At 54.2% G+C, this 14,891-nt stretch carries 9 protein-coding genes; 6 read left to right on the forward strand and 3 right to left on the reverse strand.

The features are described 5' to 3' along the window. Positions 1–145 precede the first annotated feature (145 nt). The 6 genes from POI8812_RS06335 to POI8812_RS06360 all read left to right on the forward strand — a co-directional run bounded on the left by POI8812_RS06335 (position 146) and on the right by POI8812_RS06360 (position 9,981). Positions 146–532 carry a hypothetical protein gene (locus POI8812_RS06335; RefSeq protein WP_108781721.1) on the forward strand — a complete coding sequence of 129 codons (387 nt, stop codon included), beginning with the start codon at positions 146–148 and terminating at the stop codon, positions 530–532. A gap of 220 nt (positions 533–752) precedes the next feature. Then, on the forward strand, positions 753–4,484 hold the full coding sequence (locus POI8812_RS06340; RefSeq protein WP_146186129.1) for a hypothetical protein: 3,732 nt from the start codon (positions 753–755) through the stop codon (positions 4,482–4,484). 69 nt (positions 4,485–4,553) lie between these two features. Continuing rightward, positions 4,554–5,015 (forward strand): ribonuclease HI, encoded by a 462-nt coding sequence (rnhA, locus tag POI8812_RS06345; protein ID WP_108781723.1) that lies wholly within the window; start codon positions 4,554–4,556, stop codon positions 5,013–5,015. A gap of 283 nt (positions 5,016–5,298) precedes the next feature. Next, entirely contained in the window at positions 5,299–6,408 is a 1,110-nt protein-coding gene (locus POI8812_RS06350) for an endonuclease/exonuclease/phosphatase family protein (protein WP_146186130.1), read from the forward strand. A 766-nt stretch (positions 6,409–7,174) separates the two neighbouring features. Next, positions 7,175–9,271, forward strand: coding sequence for a DEAD/DEAH box helicase (locus tag POI8812_RS06355; protein ID WP_108781725.1), 2,097 nt, complete (start codon positions 7,175–7,177; stop codon positions 9,269–9,271). A gap of 5 nt (positions 9,272–9,276) precedes the next feature. After that, positions 9,277–9,981 carry a DUF2290 domain-containing protein gene (locus POI8812_RS06360; RefSeq protein WP_108781726.1) on the forward strand — a complete coding sequence of 235 codons (705 nt, stop codon included), beginning with the start codon at positions 9,277–9,279 and terminating at the stop codon, positions 9,979–9,981. Between the two features lie 554 nt (positions 9,982–10,535). Here the strand turns inward: POI8812_RS06360 and POI8812_RS06365 are convergent. The 3 genes from POI8812_RS06365 to POI8812_RS06375 all read right to left on the reverse strand — a co-directional run bounded on the left by POI8812_RS06365 (position 10,536) and on the right by POI8812_RS06375 (position 14,887). Then, positions 10,536–11,834: a hypothetical protein gene (locus tag POI8812_RS06365; RefSeq protein ID WP_146186131.1), complete on the reverse strand. Its 1,299-nt coding sequence runs from the start codon at positions 11,832–11,834 to the stop codon at positions 10,536–10,538. Between the two features lie 582 nt (positions 11,835–12,416). Further along, positions 12,417–13,274 carry an alpha/beta fold hydrolase BchO gene (gene bchO, locus POI8812_RS06370; RefSeq protein ID WP_108781728.1) on the reverse strand — a complete coding sequence of 286 codons (858 nt, stop codon included), beginning with the start codon at positions 13,272–13,274 and terminating at the stop codon, positions 12,417–12,419. Then, positions 13,271–14,887 carry a magnesium chelatase subunit D gene (locus POI8812_RS06375; RefSeq protein WP_108781729.1) on the reverse strand — a complete coding sequence of 539 codons (1,617 nt, stop codon included), beginning with the start codon at positions 14,885–14,887 and terminating at the stop codon, positions 13,271–13,273. Before POI8812_RS06375 ends, bchO begins: the two co-directional genes overlap by 4 nt. Positions 14,888–14,891 lie beyond the last annotated feature (4 nt).

Genomic DNA, 14,891 nt, shown 5'->3' on the forward strand with positions numbered 1-14,891 from the left:
TCAAACAGAAGCCTATGAACCCCCAAAAACCAACGCACCCCGTTCGATCCGCCCGTTGTGTTGTCTACGTCGACGGCAACCACCGCAATCACTGCCCCAACAGTCTTGCAAACGAGCGAGGAGGCACCCACCGAAAGGAAACATCATGGTCGACCAAAGGAAGTGGCTGACAGCACAAGAGTTCTATGGAACGCAGACCGACCCAATGAGAGGCAAGCGGCGCGAGCGTAGGGCCAGACCCGCCAATGAGGTCCGTGATCTAATTCTCTCCCTCATTTCGCTTGATGAGATGACGGAGGCGGTGGAGCGTGATGGAAAGCTCTCCGAGGAAGTAACTCGAGAAAATGGGGCTTTTCGAACTGTCCGAATTCGCACCGATTTAATTGCCTTCATTTCGGTCCTTCGCAGACGCCACCACCATCACGAGGGGTATGATCTCTCTCTCGCAACCGTGCTCTCGCTGATGGCTCTTTACGGCATCAGGGGGCTGCTTGTGATGGACAAGTTCAAGCCCATCAAACCAACGACATAACCCCGCTTCAAGGCAAAGCTAATCTGGCGAGCCGTCTATCGATTGGTAGGCGGCTTTGCTGTTTCTGCCGCCCTACTCCCCTGAATTTTAGGAACACTCCATGGAAATCCCAACATCCCCTAACCCCATCCTGGGGCTAATTCGTGCTGCCGAAACATCACGCGGCTACGATGACTATTATCTAGGCTCCTTGATTGAGCCACCAATCCCGCCCACTCAAATGACCATCAGACAAGTTCAGGAGTGGCAGGAGCGTTCCATCGGGGCGGGGTCTCCGTCTTCGGCCATCGGTGGCTACCAGCAAATCAGCGGAACACTTGATGAAGTTGTCCAACAACTAAACCTAACCGGTGATGAACTCTTCGATGAAGAACTACAGGACCGCATGGCGATGCACCTTTTGGCACGCCGTGGGTACAACGACTGGGTCTCCGGTAACATCACCGATCAACAGTTCCATCAGAACCTTTCGATGGAGTGGGCTGCGTTACCTGCCGCTACGTTTGACCGCAATGGGCGACCCGCAGAGGGACAGAGCTTCTATGCCGATGACGGCTTGAATGCCTCCACGATCACCTCAGGGGACGTTCTACAGGCACTTGAGGCTGCCCGCACAGGCGGAACATTCGAGCTTGGAGATGCATCCCCATCGGGGGAGCCTGAGCCGTCTCAGTACGAGGCGGCACTCTCGGACATCACACCCATGTCGAACCTTGAGGAGCGCGCTATCGACGCCGTTGAGCGCACCCCTGTGGCCTCCTTTGTCACAATCGCCCAAGAGAGGGACTTCACAGCTCAACAGGAGGCCGAGACGCCTTCTTGGTGGGACGCTTCGCGTATGGCGGTGAATGAGGAGTGGATTGGTACGAACGTGGCGCGGCAGATGGGTCGCCCTGAGTTCACCCCAGACCGCAACTTCAGGCTCACTGAAGAACTCTGGACGGAGGTTACCGACGGCCTCGGTGAGGTGTACCATGAGGGTCTTCACTCAGCGACTTCTGAGGCGCACCTCCGGGCGCTCTCTGACCAGCTCCGCCGGGAGCAACAGATTGACGAAGACCTCGCGGGCCTCGGTTGGGGTGGTACGGGTCTGCGCCTAGGTGCAGCAATCCTAGACCCGGTCGCAATCGGCGTATCCGTGGCAACCGAGGGCATCGCCGCTCCTGTGATCTACGGGGCTAAGGTGAGCCGCATCGGGCGCATGCTCCGGGCTGGTATAGTCTCAGGCACGGTCAGCGGCGGTATTGATGGATACCTCGCGACACAGGACCAGACGATGGATTGGGATGATGTTGCCGTTTCTGCGGCTGCAGGTTTCGTCATCGGGGGTGCCATTGGTGGCCTCCGGGGTCGCACTCCTGAGGATCGCGAGATGGCCGCAGCTCTCCAGAGGGCCGAGGGTGACAACATCAACCGGGCCTTCAACGGAGGAACTGTAGATGGCTCCTTAGGCGCAGCTCGGGTCCCCCAAGAGGCATCCCTGACGCCCGCCCAAACGGTGGCCGCTGAGAGTGCGGGCGCTCCGACAGCTGCGATGGCCAGTGCTCGTATCGACCGCTCGGCTGTCCTAAAGAGCTCTGAGAGTGACGTCATGCGTCGTCTTGGGGCAGGGCTCGTCGAAGACGGTGTAGGCAATTCAGATCGCTCCACCAACCGGTTCTCCGTTTCGGAACTCGTGGCGCGGGAAGAGCGTGTTCGACTGGGCCGCTTCTATCGCACCTACAACTCCGCCTACCGGGATTGGCTGAAAGATCAAGGACGGCGTCTGTTCTGGCAGCATGGCGTTAACGAGCGCGCTGAGTTCAATCGTCAGGTGTCCCTAGCGGTGCGGCGGGAGATTGACGCCCCCACCAATAAGCACATCGCCCGTGTTGCCGGACAGATGAAGCAGGAGTTCGCTGACCTACTCGAGTTCGGGAAGCAGATGGGCATCCGAGGCTTCGACGACATCAAGGCCAACCACAACTACATGGTTCGTCGCCACCGTATCGACCGCCTCGACGATCTCGTTGGTGAGTTCGGAGGAGGTGCTGTCACCAAGATGGTGGCTGAGAGCATCCGTAAGGCGAACCGAAAGTGGCGAAATGCCAACCCCGGAAGGGCCATGGCGGTAGACGAGATCGACTATGAGGACGCCCTCAAGGTCGCTGATAGCTACATCAAGAGTATCCGTTCTCGGCGCTACGGGGAGTTCAACCTGAACCGAGCCCTCGCGGGCCAGGATATGGAGACCCTGAAGATGATGTTGGACGATGCCGGTTTGTCCTCCGCTGAGGTTACCCGCATCACCGACAGCGTTCGCATGACGAGAGACACCGCTGAGCAGGGCCGCATTGGCAACGCGAAGTGGCGGCTGGACCTCGACGAGACACATCGGGAGAAGATGTATCCGCTGAATGGCGGGAACGCCCGAGAGGTCGGGATTGAGGACTTCCTTGAGAACGACGCCGAACAGCTGTTCTCTCAATATGTCCGTTCGGTGACCGCTGCGGGGCACATGGAGGATTTCCTGAAAGAGTTCCGTGTAAGGGACGCTGAGGGGAACTTACCGCTGCACGCTCCGTCCTTCGAGACTGTGAAGGGGTACATTGCGGCTGAGGCTGGGGAGAAGGGTATAAGCCCCCGAAAGCTGAACTCAGAACTCCGCGTTCTCGATCACACCTACAAGCTCATCAACGGCATCGCTATCGAAGGTGCTTCGAGCATCCGAACTGCCGCGCGTATGCTGCGGGATTACAACTTTTCGCGGATTGGTGGACAGTTGGGTGTCGCTCAGTTGGCTGAGGTGGGTAACATCTTGGGTAACGGTGGCCTTCGGGTTCTCATGCAGAACTTACCAGCTCTTCGCAAGATATTCGCGAACGCCAAGACGGGCACCTTCAAGGATGACTTCCTTAATGAGATAGAGGCGATCTGGGGCTTCGGCACCGACCTCGAGCGGATGAACATGTCCGCGATCTACGATGAGGGAGGGGCTGTCGAGGAGGCTACGCGCTTCCAGAGATTGGACCATGGTCTGCAGCGAGCCAAACGGTTCACTGTGGTCGGCTCCGGCATGGGCCATGTCAATATGGTGCTTCAACGTCTCAACGCTCGAGTTCTCGTTCAGCGGTTCATGGATGACGCAACGGGTCGTCGTGGGATCAACCCTAACCGGCTCCGTGTCATGGGGGTCTCTGAAGAGATGCACCCGCGTATTCAGGCGCAGCTGGCAAAGCATGTTGACCAAAGCTCCGGCCTTCTCGGTAAGAAGGTTCAGCGTATCAACATTGAGAAGTGGGACGACCTCGACGCTAAGAACGCGTTCATCAACGGTGTTGATCGGTGGGCTAAACGCTCCATCCAAGAGAACGACATCGGGAACATGCCGGACTTCATGAGCTATGAACTCGGTAAGACCATTGGGCAGTTCCGATCCTTCATGATGGCGGCATACGTCAAACAGACCCTCGCTGGACTTCACAACCGCGACTGGGAGACCTTCTCGGCCTTCGCCACGTCGATGTTCTTCGGCGGGCTCTTCTACGCCGCTCAGCAGTCCATCAACTCGTATGGAAGGGACGACCGTGAGGAGTTCCTCGAACAGCGCTTGAACCCTCAGGCACTCGCTGAGGCTGCGTTTCAGCGTGCAGCGTTCTCGTCTGTCCTGCCGCTTGGGTTTGACACCCTGCGTGAAGGTGCTGGTCTCGATCCGATCTTCGATTTCCGCTCGTCAGGTTTGCTCGGTGGCGGCGGTCCTGTCGGCGCAGCGCTCGGGAACCCCACGGGAGACCTGATCGACGGCGTGTTCCGCGCAACTGGGGGTGCCGCTCAAGGTGCCTTCAACAGTAACTACGACTTCTCTGAAAGGGACGCTCAGGCAATCGCTAAGGTGGCCCTCTTCCAGAATATGTTCGGTGTTCGAAACATCATCTCGGTGATCACTGGTACGTTCCCACAGCATTCAAGATGATGCCTCTCAGATATGAGTGGCTCGAAATTTCCCAAAAATAAAGGTCAAGCAGAAAGGTAGAAGACTATCATGACCACAGAAATAACGATCCACACGGATGGATGCTGCAAGGGCAACCCAGGAAGAGGCGGCTATGCTGCAGTAGTGCGCCGCCGCGAAGGTGGTGTGGAAGTCAAGAAGCGAGTTGTCAAAGGTTCTTCTGGCCTCACGACGAACAACCAAATGGAACTGATGGCAGCGATATCTGGCCTAAGTCAAATCAGGAGAGACGAACAATCAAAGGTTATTGTATTCTCTGATAGCCAGTATCTCGTGCTTGGCATGAATGAGCGCCTTATGAAATGGCAAAAAAATAATTGGCGCACTGCCTCAGGAAAGCCTGTAAAAAATCAGGCGCATTGGGAGAGGCTTTTGACCGTCGCTTCTGGGCTTTCTGTAGAGTGGCGATGGGTGCAGGGCCATAGTGGCGACCCTCTCAACGAAGAGGCAGATTTGCTCGCAAACGCGGCAGCTAGCTGTGTAAAAAGTTGAATAGCAAACTCATTCGACCCCGCTTGTGAATGCGAGCGGGGTCGCAGTGTTTTGCAAAGACGTAATACTATTCATGGATGAGGGGACTTTGGGTTATATTTTTTGAAAAATCATAAATATTTGAATATATGAGTAAATCGAATAAATTTGAATTAATTTTAACTTTGATCATTTCTAAATATGTATTTGAGTGATTTGAGGCTACAGGCGCATTCATGCTGCTAGTATTTTCCACGGGGAGTTCGATCACTCCTAGTAAAACCAAATTTATGGAGGTTCCAGAGTGGGTGAGAATATGCGTGATATCAGCTTCGCAACGTTCAATTTGTATAATCTCCAAGTGCCGGGGGGTATTACCTATGACAGCAATAAGCCTACTATCCCAGACACGGAAGCGGGGCTTGCTGAATATCGACGAAAGATCGAATGGACTGCTGCACAACTTGTTCGGCTTGATGCAGAGGTTATCGGATTTCAGGAGCTTTGGTCGAGACAAGCGCTAATCGATGCATTTGAGGCGGCAGGGCTTATTGACCAGTACGATCTTGTTGCTCGGGATGCTCCGGGCCGAGGCCGACCGCAAGTAGCCTTGGCCGTGCGGAAGGACCGTAAGGGCGACAGCCAACTATTGCCTGGAGCTTCGTGGCAGTCGAAGTTTCCCGAGAACTATAAGTTTGAGAAAGTTCGTGAAACTGAAGGCGCGCAGGAGGAGGTTACAATCACATTGAGTGAGTTTTCTCGTCCAGTATTGCAGGCGCAGATACAGGCCGAGGGTCGAAGCCCAAAGCCCCCGGTCGTCACGGTTTATGTTGCACATCTGAAATCAAAGGGGCCAGCGCGCGTAAGTTTTGCACAACCTAGGCCTGAAATTCTGAATGACTATCCGAACATTGCTAAGGGCACTTTGTCTCACGTTCGGCGTGTAATAGAGGCGGGCGCACTGCGAGCAATATTGGACGAAGTAATGGTATCAGAAGATAAGGATGCCTTGTCACCCGTCGTGGTGTTGGGTGATCTAAATGACGGAACTTTGTCGATTACAAATGAGTTAATATCTGACCAGCCCAGCTACCGGGTTATTGAGAAGAGTACGGCTGGGCTATCTTCAAATAAGGGCCTGTATTCCGCTGAACGACTACAGCAGCTCAGATCGATGCGTCACGTGTACTACACGTATATATTTAAAAATAAGCTTGAGAGCCTAGACCACATCCTGGTATCTGAGGAGTTCTACGATCACTCGAGGAAGCGGCATTGGAGCTTCCGTGAAATGGAGGTCTTCAACGATCATGTCGGTCGATCAGAGGACAAGGCGGAAGGTGCCGGTGATCACGGTGTCGTACGGGCATGCTTTGACTGGAATCCTATGCCGAAGGAAATCAAGACCGTTTAGGCGTGCAAAGTGTCAAGAGCGCCCGGCCAATAGCGACTTTCTTGCTGATTTGGCACATCTCAACTCTAATCTGGTTTTTCAATAGTGTCCTTTCCTGAAGTCGATTTTTAGCAGTGTTACCGTTTCCGCTGTCAGCCGAGATAGAAACAATCGAAGGCCCGACTAGTGAAAAGCACAGCCTATTCAACGTTGTTTCGAAATAAGTCGCGCATTTTGTATGCTAGGTCTCAAGCAGGGCTGTCACCGCTGCTAAAGCGCGCTGATCGGCAAAGCCCGGCGGCTCGTTTTGCGACTTGCGTTTGGCTGAGCCGAGGTGCTGCTCTGGTCGCTGGTTCTGAGCGAAGCCCCTGACGGCGCTCGTCTCTAGGGCCTGCTCCCGGCTGGCTCAGTTGGTTTGCTGTTCAGGAGCAAAGCAGATGGTCATTCACAAATTGGACAAGCAGACCTTCGCTGCAAATGGGAAGGTTTTAGCATTTCCTGGGCGGAGAGCGGACCTTCGCTACATCCTGCGCTAAGGGCTGAGGTGCGCCGGTTCCGGACGTTGAAGCTTGATCGGGCGCTTCAAAGTAGATGTTTGTCCGGCATTGGGATGCTGAGGCGCAGCCCGAAATCGGAGAGATTTGGTTCAATCATATGAAAACGTTGGTCGGCGCGGTACTAGTAAGCTGTTGGTACTTGGGGTTAGTAAGAGCTAGTACCGCTTAAAAGTGGGCTAGTTCGCATCCAGCAATCAGAGCTTTTTTTGAGAAAGCGAGACTAGAAACAAATGCCGCTAGAATTTATCCCAGTCCGTTCAGACTATGAGGCACACCCCCACATTGATCACGTCATCCGGCTCCTCCGAGATAGTGCTGATGAACTCGGGGCTGATGGTGGTGTCCTTTATTATGGCTGGCCCCAAATCTCAGACTATGATGCGACCGTGCATCAAGTGGACTTGGCTCTAGTCAGCTCCACGTGTGGTTTGGTTCTTATACGGTGCCTTGCCAATCCAGATCTCGAAAATCTCGCTAGAGCCGACGCCAGCATTTCTCAAGCAGCCGCTAGTTCTGAATCGCAGTTGTTGAAAAGTGGGCTTCTGCGAAAACGTCGCAAACTAGTTTTCGACGTCATCCCAATTTTGTACTCTCCGGGCTGTGATCCAAACGGTGATATGGAGGCCGAAGTAGCGTCCACTGAAGAAGCGCTCTTAGATGGGATAGAGGCTGTATCTGTCCACCAGCTTTCGGTTGATGAAGTGGCTGAAGTTCGTTCAATATTGGAGGGAGCAAAGGCTCTCGGACGCCCGAACCGACGGAAGATAGAAGACCCCGAACAGCAAGCTTTAGGTGTCGCGCTGAGCAAACTTGAAGAAGAGATAGCCAGTTTTGACTCTTCGCAACGGAACGTTGCGCTTACAAACCTGAATTGCCCTCAGAGAATCAGAGGGCTAGCAGGCTCAGGGAAAACGGTCATTTTGGCTATGAAGGCTGCGATGGCACATATTGAAAATCCTGACGCGCAAATCTTGTTTACTTACTTCACTAGAAGCCTAAGAGATACGGTTATCCGAATGATAACAAGGTTTTATCGGCACTTCGCTGAAGGTGAGCCAAATTGGGACAGAATAGACGTCCGGCACGGTTGGGGTAGGCGAGACACACCTGGTGTATACCGAGATCTGTCTATGAGGCTCGGCAGAACCCCTCTTTCATTTATGGACGCAAAGGGGCGGGCCGACCCGTTTGATTATGTCTGCAAAGAGCTAATGGGTTCTGCGTCGATACAAGAGTACTATGATCTGATTTTGATAGATGAAGGACAGGATTTTCCAGATGGCTTCTATCAAATGTGTTTTCACTTGGCGAAGGGTCCACGTGATAACAAGCAGATCGTCTGGGCTTATGATGAGTTGCAAAATATCTTTAACGTAGAAGTTCGCTCTCCAGAGACGCTTTTCGGGTCCGACACCGACGGAGAACCAAATATTTCACTCGCCAGGTCACTACCAGAGTATGCAGAAACAAACGATTTTGTTTTGCAAAAATGCTATCGAAATCAGAAGAACGTTCTGGTTCTCGCTCATGCAATCGGCTTTGGGTTATATGGGCAACCGGTCCAGATGCTTCAAAACAAAGAGCATTGGGAAGACGTGGGATACGATGTAATTTCTGGAGGTTTCGCCACTGACGACGAGATTATTGTTGAGCGACCCGGTCGAAACAGCCCAACAAGCCTGGAACACGTCAACGGCTTCGATCTCATCAAGTACGACGCCTACGCGAACCTTTCGGAAGAAGTTGCGGCCTGTGCTCAAAAAGTAGATGCGTTTGTCAAAGCGGGGTTGGAACCGCACGACATTATGGTCATCGCCATCGACGATAGATCAGCACGCCAGTATCTGAACGAGCTTTCAGCGACGTTGGCCACGCTTGGCTATCAAAGCAACAATATCATTGCTGATAAGTACAACGAACCGCCCTTCCTGATAGAAGGAAAAGTCACCATGAGCACAGTGCACCGAGCGAAAGGAAACGAGGCGGCGGTTGTGATTGTATTGGGGTGCGACGCTGTAAACCTAATATCCCGAACTGGCCGCAATCGCCTATTCACTGCCTTTACACGTTCCAAAGCTTGGCTATGCATTTCGGGCTACGAAAGCTCTTCCAGTTATCAAAGGCTTATGGGAGAAGTCGGCACAGCCTTGGCGAACTGCCCTCGCATGGTTTTTACGATGCCTGATGTTGATCAGATCGAGTTGATCCAAAGGGACTTGAGAGACAAAGACAGTAAGCTCCTTGAGGCAAAAATTCAAATTGATAAGGTGAAAGACGAACTCGGCCTCACTGATGATGATCTTTTCTCTGTGATTGACCGGGACTAGAGGCCGTGAACAAGCAGGATTTCCAAAAGAGCATTCGCGCCTCTTGGGCACTTCTATACGACCGTTTGGGAATTGGGGAGGCGTGCATATCAAACCACTCACTAGATCCCAATCGTGACTTTAACGAAGTTGCTCTTGAGCCTGAATCGACGTACGTTTCGATCTACCAGACTGCAGTTTCTCTCTCCTACTACAATTCCATGATGTTCGACGATGCGATGTTTCAGTTCAGCTGGACCTCATCGGAAAAATGGCGTCTAGCATACTTTCCAAATCCTTGGATCACTGGGGTTGAATCCGCAATCCGCCAACAATCAAAGGCCAAAAAAATGGTGGAGACAGGAGATATAAGCTACGAGGACTTTGCAGACATTGTTGGCTCGTTTGAGTTGGTAAACGCTGTACCATGTATCAGATATGAATATGATCTCGAAGCACGCAGACCTGTATTACACCCTGCTGCACACCTTCACATCGGTCGCCACACTGAGAACCGGTGGTCTGTCGAAAGAAGATTAACTCCACTTGCCTTTACAATGATGATCGCCAAGCAGTATTACCCCTCAGCTTGGGAAGCACATAGCACGTTTGCAGGTTTCGAGAGTGAGCAATGTGTGGATCTTTCATTCGTCGATGAATTAGCTCGGTGCCACCAAGTACCAGACATCCCACATCCTGAACCGAGACAGCTGTGCTTTACGACCAGGTAGTTGGTGCAAATGCGAGCGATCATTGGCGAGTTTGATCCTTTTCAATGAAGGTGGGAAGGACGCTAAGCTCCATTCCACCTTGGAAACCACTACCATCACTAGACGAAGTTAGTACTAGGCGTGCGGTAAAAAATCTGTTTTTGGTAAGTGGCCGAACTCATTATGTATTTTCGAATATATCGTTGATTTTGCGGGAACTTTCGAACTCTTTCCTGCAACGAACTTCTTTTTTCGCCCAGGGTGATGACCGGCCATGTCCGATTTGGTGCTGGGTTCTGACGTTCGGTCGGTTGGTTGGTTGCAAATGTTCGGTATGGGCCGTCACCATCGTGGACTTGGCGCTGTGTCATTTCAGCATGGCGCTCTGCGGCCAATATCTCCTGTGGGCACAAACCCACCAAATGCTGCAAGCCGCACGGAAGTCAGCATTGCGAGTGATACAGCCTTTGCGTTCAAATGGCAGACCTCCAATCAATTCAGTCAAAACCGTTATTTGGGCAGTGGGTTGGTCCTTAGAGAAGTGAGAGGTGTAGGCCAAATACACCTCTCATAAATCAGCTCTTATTGACCACCTTTTCCACTATCTCTGTCACGCCATCCGACACTTTTTCCACGATTGTCTTCATGGAACCTTCGTCTAGTTTCACCTGCTTGTTTCGCCCGGTGGCGTTCTGTTGTCCAAACATGCGCCGAACCAACTCAGCTTTGATCGCCTGTTGTTCGTCTTTTTCCAGGCTGGCGATAAATGGGTCCAACGCCTTCGTTTCGAGCGCGTATGACCGCAACAGCTTTTCGTTGTCGCGGTGCAGCTTTGATTGTCTTGAGGTGTAACCCGCTGCCACAAGGAACACCGCTGTAAGTGATGAAGCTGTGATGATTTCGGGCCAATTCAAACCACCTGCCGTTGTCGTGCTGAAACCGGACCAATACTTAACGCCTAGCCAAATGATAGCGGCAGCAAGGCAGGCCAGAGAAATCCACCGCCAACGGTTAGCCTCAGCTTTTTCTTCACCTGCGCTCGTTTGATACCCCCCCGCCACGCTATCGCGACCTACCAACTTATGAATCTCGCGTATAGACGCATGTTTTTCCTTCACGTCCGCCAACGTTTCTTCGCCAATCACCTTGAATGCATCCAGAGTGTCTTGCAGTTTGTCCGCCTGCGTCGTGGCAATCTCGTTCTGTTGAGACTCAACAGTGGTCTTCCATTCGGTCAAAAATTCGTCAAACTTCGTATCCCGCTCTATTTGTGCGTCTGAATGCTGTTGCGCTTGTGCGGTCTGCATTTCGGTAAAGTCGTACTGCCATTCTGCCAGCTTATCATTCGCTGTAGTATCTAGGCCGTCGAGAGTTTGCTCCAATGACGCCGCCTTTTCTCTGACTGCGGAAAGTTCTGCTTCGTGTTTCGTGAAGCGCTGATTAGTCTCGTTTGCAGTTGATTCCATCGAAGCCGCAAATGATGCGAACGCCTTCTGAGCGTTTGAGACAGACTCTTGTGCTTCTTGGGGGCGTGACATGCCCGCAAGGCTGAAAATTTGGGGTGCGTACTGTGTTGCGTGGTCGTTCGCCGTCCGAAGCTGATTCACAGCCTTTTGGGTTGAGTATGCCCTTAGCTGGTTCAGCACTTGCCCGTTAAAATGCTGATGAATCTGGTCGAGCAATTGCTTGGGATAAAAGTCTGGGTCTAGTCCCGCGACCACTGCCCGCAGAGTCCCTAGAACATTCCTAAGCCGCCGCCGTTCATCCCCAAATTCAGCGTCGGTGTTGTCGACCTCACTAGCCAAGTATTCGTCAGCTTGATTTAGTAGCTGGTGGATCGGGTGTTCATCAAATTCGTCAGACCAGCGGGACACTATAAAGTCCTTCAATTCGCGCAGTTGATACAAGATATAGGCGAATTTGTGCTCAACTCCAAGGTACGGTGTGGGGCTAGGGCGGTAGGAGTAGTGCTTTCAGGCAGCGCTAACATACGGAGTGCTCATTTGGCGGCGTTGCAGCTGACCGCTGCGACTTTGAATCTTCACTTCAGGTCTACCAATTTAGCGATGGGTCGAAACCAGCAATTCAATCAGAACTTTTCAAAGTCCGCTTCGTCCCGCATAGCTTCACTCTGATCGATCAAATGCACAGCACCGAAGCGAATGTCGGGCATGGGAAACCGCCGCGCACTATAGACCCTCTGCCCGAATTTCGGCTTAGGATCGCATCGCGATTTCTAAAATTGGCGTCAAAGCGGGCGGGGTGAACTGTAATTTTCCTAGTGACACGACGTCCAGTTGAGCACGTCCATTGGTCGTTGAATTTGTGTATTTTATCGAGGGTAACAGTTGTTGAGTGCGGTGATACCCACTCTCAAATATATATTATTATGTATTTACAGCGGCTTGAATTGATCTTAAATCATCCGATAAAGTTTCCCTTCGTCTCCGCCACTTTTATTTTGATCTCTGGCCTATTTGACCGCTTCGAACGAAGTTGGCGGCCAGATCTGGCGCCTCTTCATGAAGCAAGTGCCCGACGTCTTGAGCGTACTCGCATGCTGCGTTCGCTAATCGGTGCGCGAGTTGCTCTGACGTTCTGGGCGGTACCGCTTTATCCAGATTACCTACCAAGAACCGGCATTGCGTTTCGATCTGCTGGACGATCGCGCGCAGTTCGGCGAGGTTCCATTGCGCCATCATCGCAAGTGTTGCCTCCACATGTGCGGGTTGGGACACGAGATGTTGGTAGCAGGACAAGCCCTCTGCGCTGATCGTACTGCCTGTGCCCTCGATCAAACGTTGCACGTTGCGTTTGGAGCCAGCGAGCCGTGAAAAAGTACCGGCGACGAATGGATTGAGGGTCAGTGCCTTGGCCATCATCGGAAAAAAGAGGCCTGCCAGACCTTCGAACTCTGCAAAGGCACCGTTGATTCCGACGATCTCGCGCGGCTGCTGCGGCAGGCAGGTCGACAGCCGCAGCGCGATTGCAGCCCCCGCAGAGTGTCCGACAATCAATTGCGGGGTGAGGTCAAGCGAGGCGCAAAGCGCGGCAATGTCCTCTGCCATGGCGCTCAGACCACAGCGCCCGCGCGTGCCCAGTTGTGTGAAGCCCTGACCGGGAAGATCCACGGCGACAAGATCGAAATGATCCGCAAGACGGCTCATCAACGGGGCAAAGCTGTGGGTTGAGGCGCCGGCCCCGTGCAACAACAGCGCTGTCGGGCCTTGGCCCATGCGCTGAATGTGCCAGCGGTGTGGCGCGCTTTCAATGAACAGGCTGTGCGCGCGATGCGGCCAATCTGCCGGGGTCATGTCGGTCTCAGTGCAGCTGTGACCGCCTCCGTCAAGCGGGCCGCGTCAGCGCGCGGCATGGGCAGGTAGGTTGCGCGAAGCGCGATGCTTAAGTCGCGCGCCGAGGCTTGCGGGCGGTGCGCTGTGTCGATGACAAGTGCGGGCCAGCCAGCCCGGGCTATTTCCTTTGCTGCGTTCTCGCTGTCTTCACGGGCTGTGGCGCGTCCCGGTTCTCCGCTCAATGAGATGTTGCCCTTGCCGTCGGTTAACAGAATGAGGGTTGGACTCATTCCCCGGCTTGCACTTTGCCCAGCGAGGGTCGCGCTGAGCATCAGACCCGAGGCAAGCGGTGTTCCGCCCCCGCCTGCAAGGCCCTGCAAGCTACGTTTTGCCGCGACCAGCGCGCGTGTGGGGGAAAGCACCAATTCTGCATTTTCTCCGCGGAAGGCAATGAGAGCGACGTGATCACGTCTGGCGTAGGCCTCGGCCAACAATTGCTCGACAGCACCTTTCGCCTCTGCCAGGCGTGCCATAGCTGTGGAGGCGGAGGCATCGACGCCGAAGATCAACAGGCGGTCGGAACGCTCCTCGAACCGGCGCAATCGCAAATCTGTCGGCCGGATCAGCACCTTTGGTCCGTGCGGTTGGGCTTCCCGTCGGATCGTTTGCCATGGCGCTGCCATCCTTAGCGTGGCCACAAGATCCAGCCTGTCCCCTTGACCGGGCCTGCCCGGTCTTGCCGGCAGGGGCCGTCCACGCCGGTTGCCTTTCTTGCGCGCGCCTGCGCCTGCTCCTTTGGCACCGCGATGGGCGCGGGCCGTCAGCCGTGTGAGGAGTTCTGGCGGGAGTTGCGCCTTGATCGCGTCGAGCAGGATATCGTCCGGGATGGCGTCAGCCGTCCGGGGGCGCTCTACTTCGGCATCGGAGTCTGGATCCGGCGGCGGCGGTGCCTGTTCCTGCTCCTCCTCCATCGCCGGGATTTGCCGGGCGCGCGGCAGGAGGACCAGCTCGGCTGCGCGGATGATTTCAGCCTCTGTGGTCTCTGACTGACCTACGAGGCGGGCAAGGCCACGCGCGGCATTCACCGCTTGGAGAGGTGCGCGCAAGCCTGCGATGCCAAGACGTGCGGCGAGTAGCGTCAAATCGCCAAGCTGCTCTGCCGAGATACTGGCCGTTGGCACCGTGCTGTTGCGCAGCTTAATCGTGTCTGCGCGTGAACCATCCAGATCGATATGGAAGGCCAGCCTGTCAGAAAGGGCAGGGTGCAGGGTTTCGTCATCTTCCCCCTCATCCAAGGCGATGATCGCCCCCAACTCGCCTTTGTCGAGCGCTGTGGCGAGTCGCGCGCTGAGGGCCGAATCGACGCGTTCGGCCATCGAGAGAATGAGGATTGCCGAAGGTGAGACCAGGCCGGGTTGGCGCACCTCGCGCCCCTCGGCGAGGGTCGCAACAACATCAAGGGCCCCAAACAGCGCAGCGTCGTCGGTTGCTGGCGTGATCTTGCGCGCGTGGGGGAATATCTGCCGGATCGTTTGAAGCACTCTATCGCGCGCGGGCCCCACCCTTGCGCGCAGGACGAGCCCACCAAAGGTCTGGGGCGATTGCGCAAACAGGCTGAGCGCGTCGGCGATCATCGCT

The sequence above is a fragment of the Pontivivens insulae genome, from assembly GCF_900302495.1.
Taxonomy (GTDB): Bacteria; Pseudomonadota; Alphaproteobacteria; order Rhodobacterales; family Rhodobacteraceae; genus Pontivivens; species Pontivivens insulae.

Bases quoted from the DNA above. Each gene is read 5' to 3' on its own strand.
- rnhA (WP_108781723.1), top strand. From the start codon at position 4,554: ATGACCACAGAAATAACGATCCACACGGATGGATGCTGCAAGGGCAAC.
- POI8812_RS06355 (WP_108781725.1), top strand. From the start codon at position 7,175: ATGCCGCTAGAATTTATCCCAGTCCGTTCAGACTATGAGGCACACCCC.
- POI8812_RS06340 (WP_146186129.1), top strand. From the start codon at position 753: ATGACCATCAGACAAGTTCAGGAGTGGCAGGAGCGTTCCATCGGGGCG.
- POI8812_RS06335 (WP_108781721.1), top strand. From the start codon at position 146: ATGGTCGACCAAAGGAAGTGGCTGACAGCACAAGAGTTCTATGGAACG.
- POI8812_RS06375 (WP_108781729.1), bottom strand. From the start codon at position 14,887: ATGATCGCCGACGCGCTCAGCCTGTTTGCGCAATCGCCCCAGACCTTT.
- bchO (WP_108781728.1), bottom strand. From the start codon at position 13,274: ATGACCCCGGCAGATTGGCCGCATCGCGCGCACAGCCTGTTCATTGAA.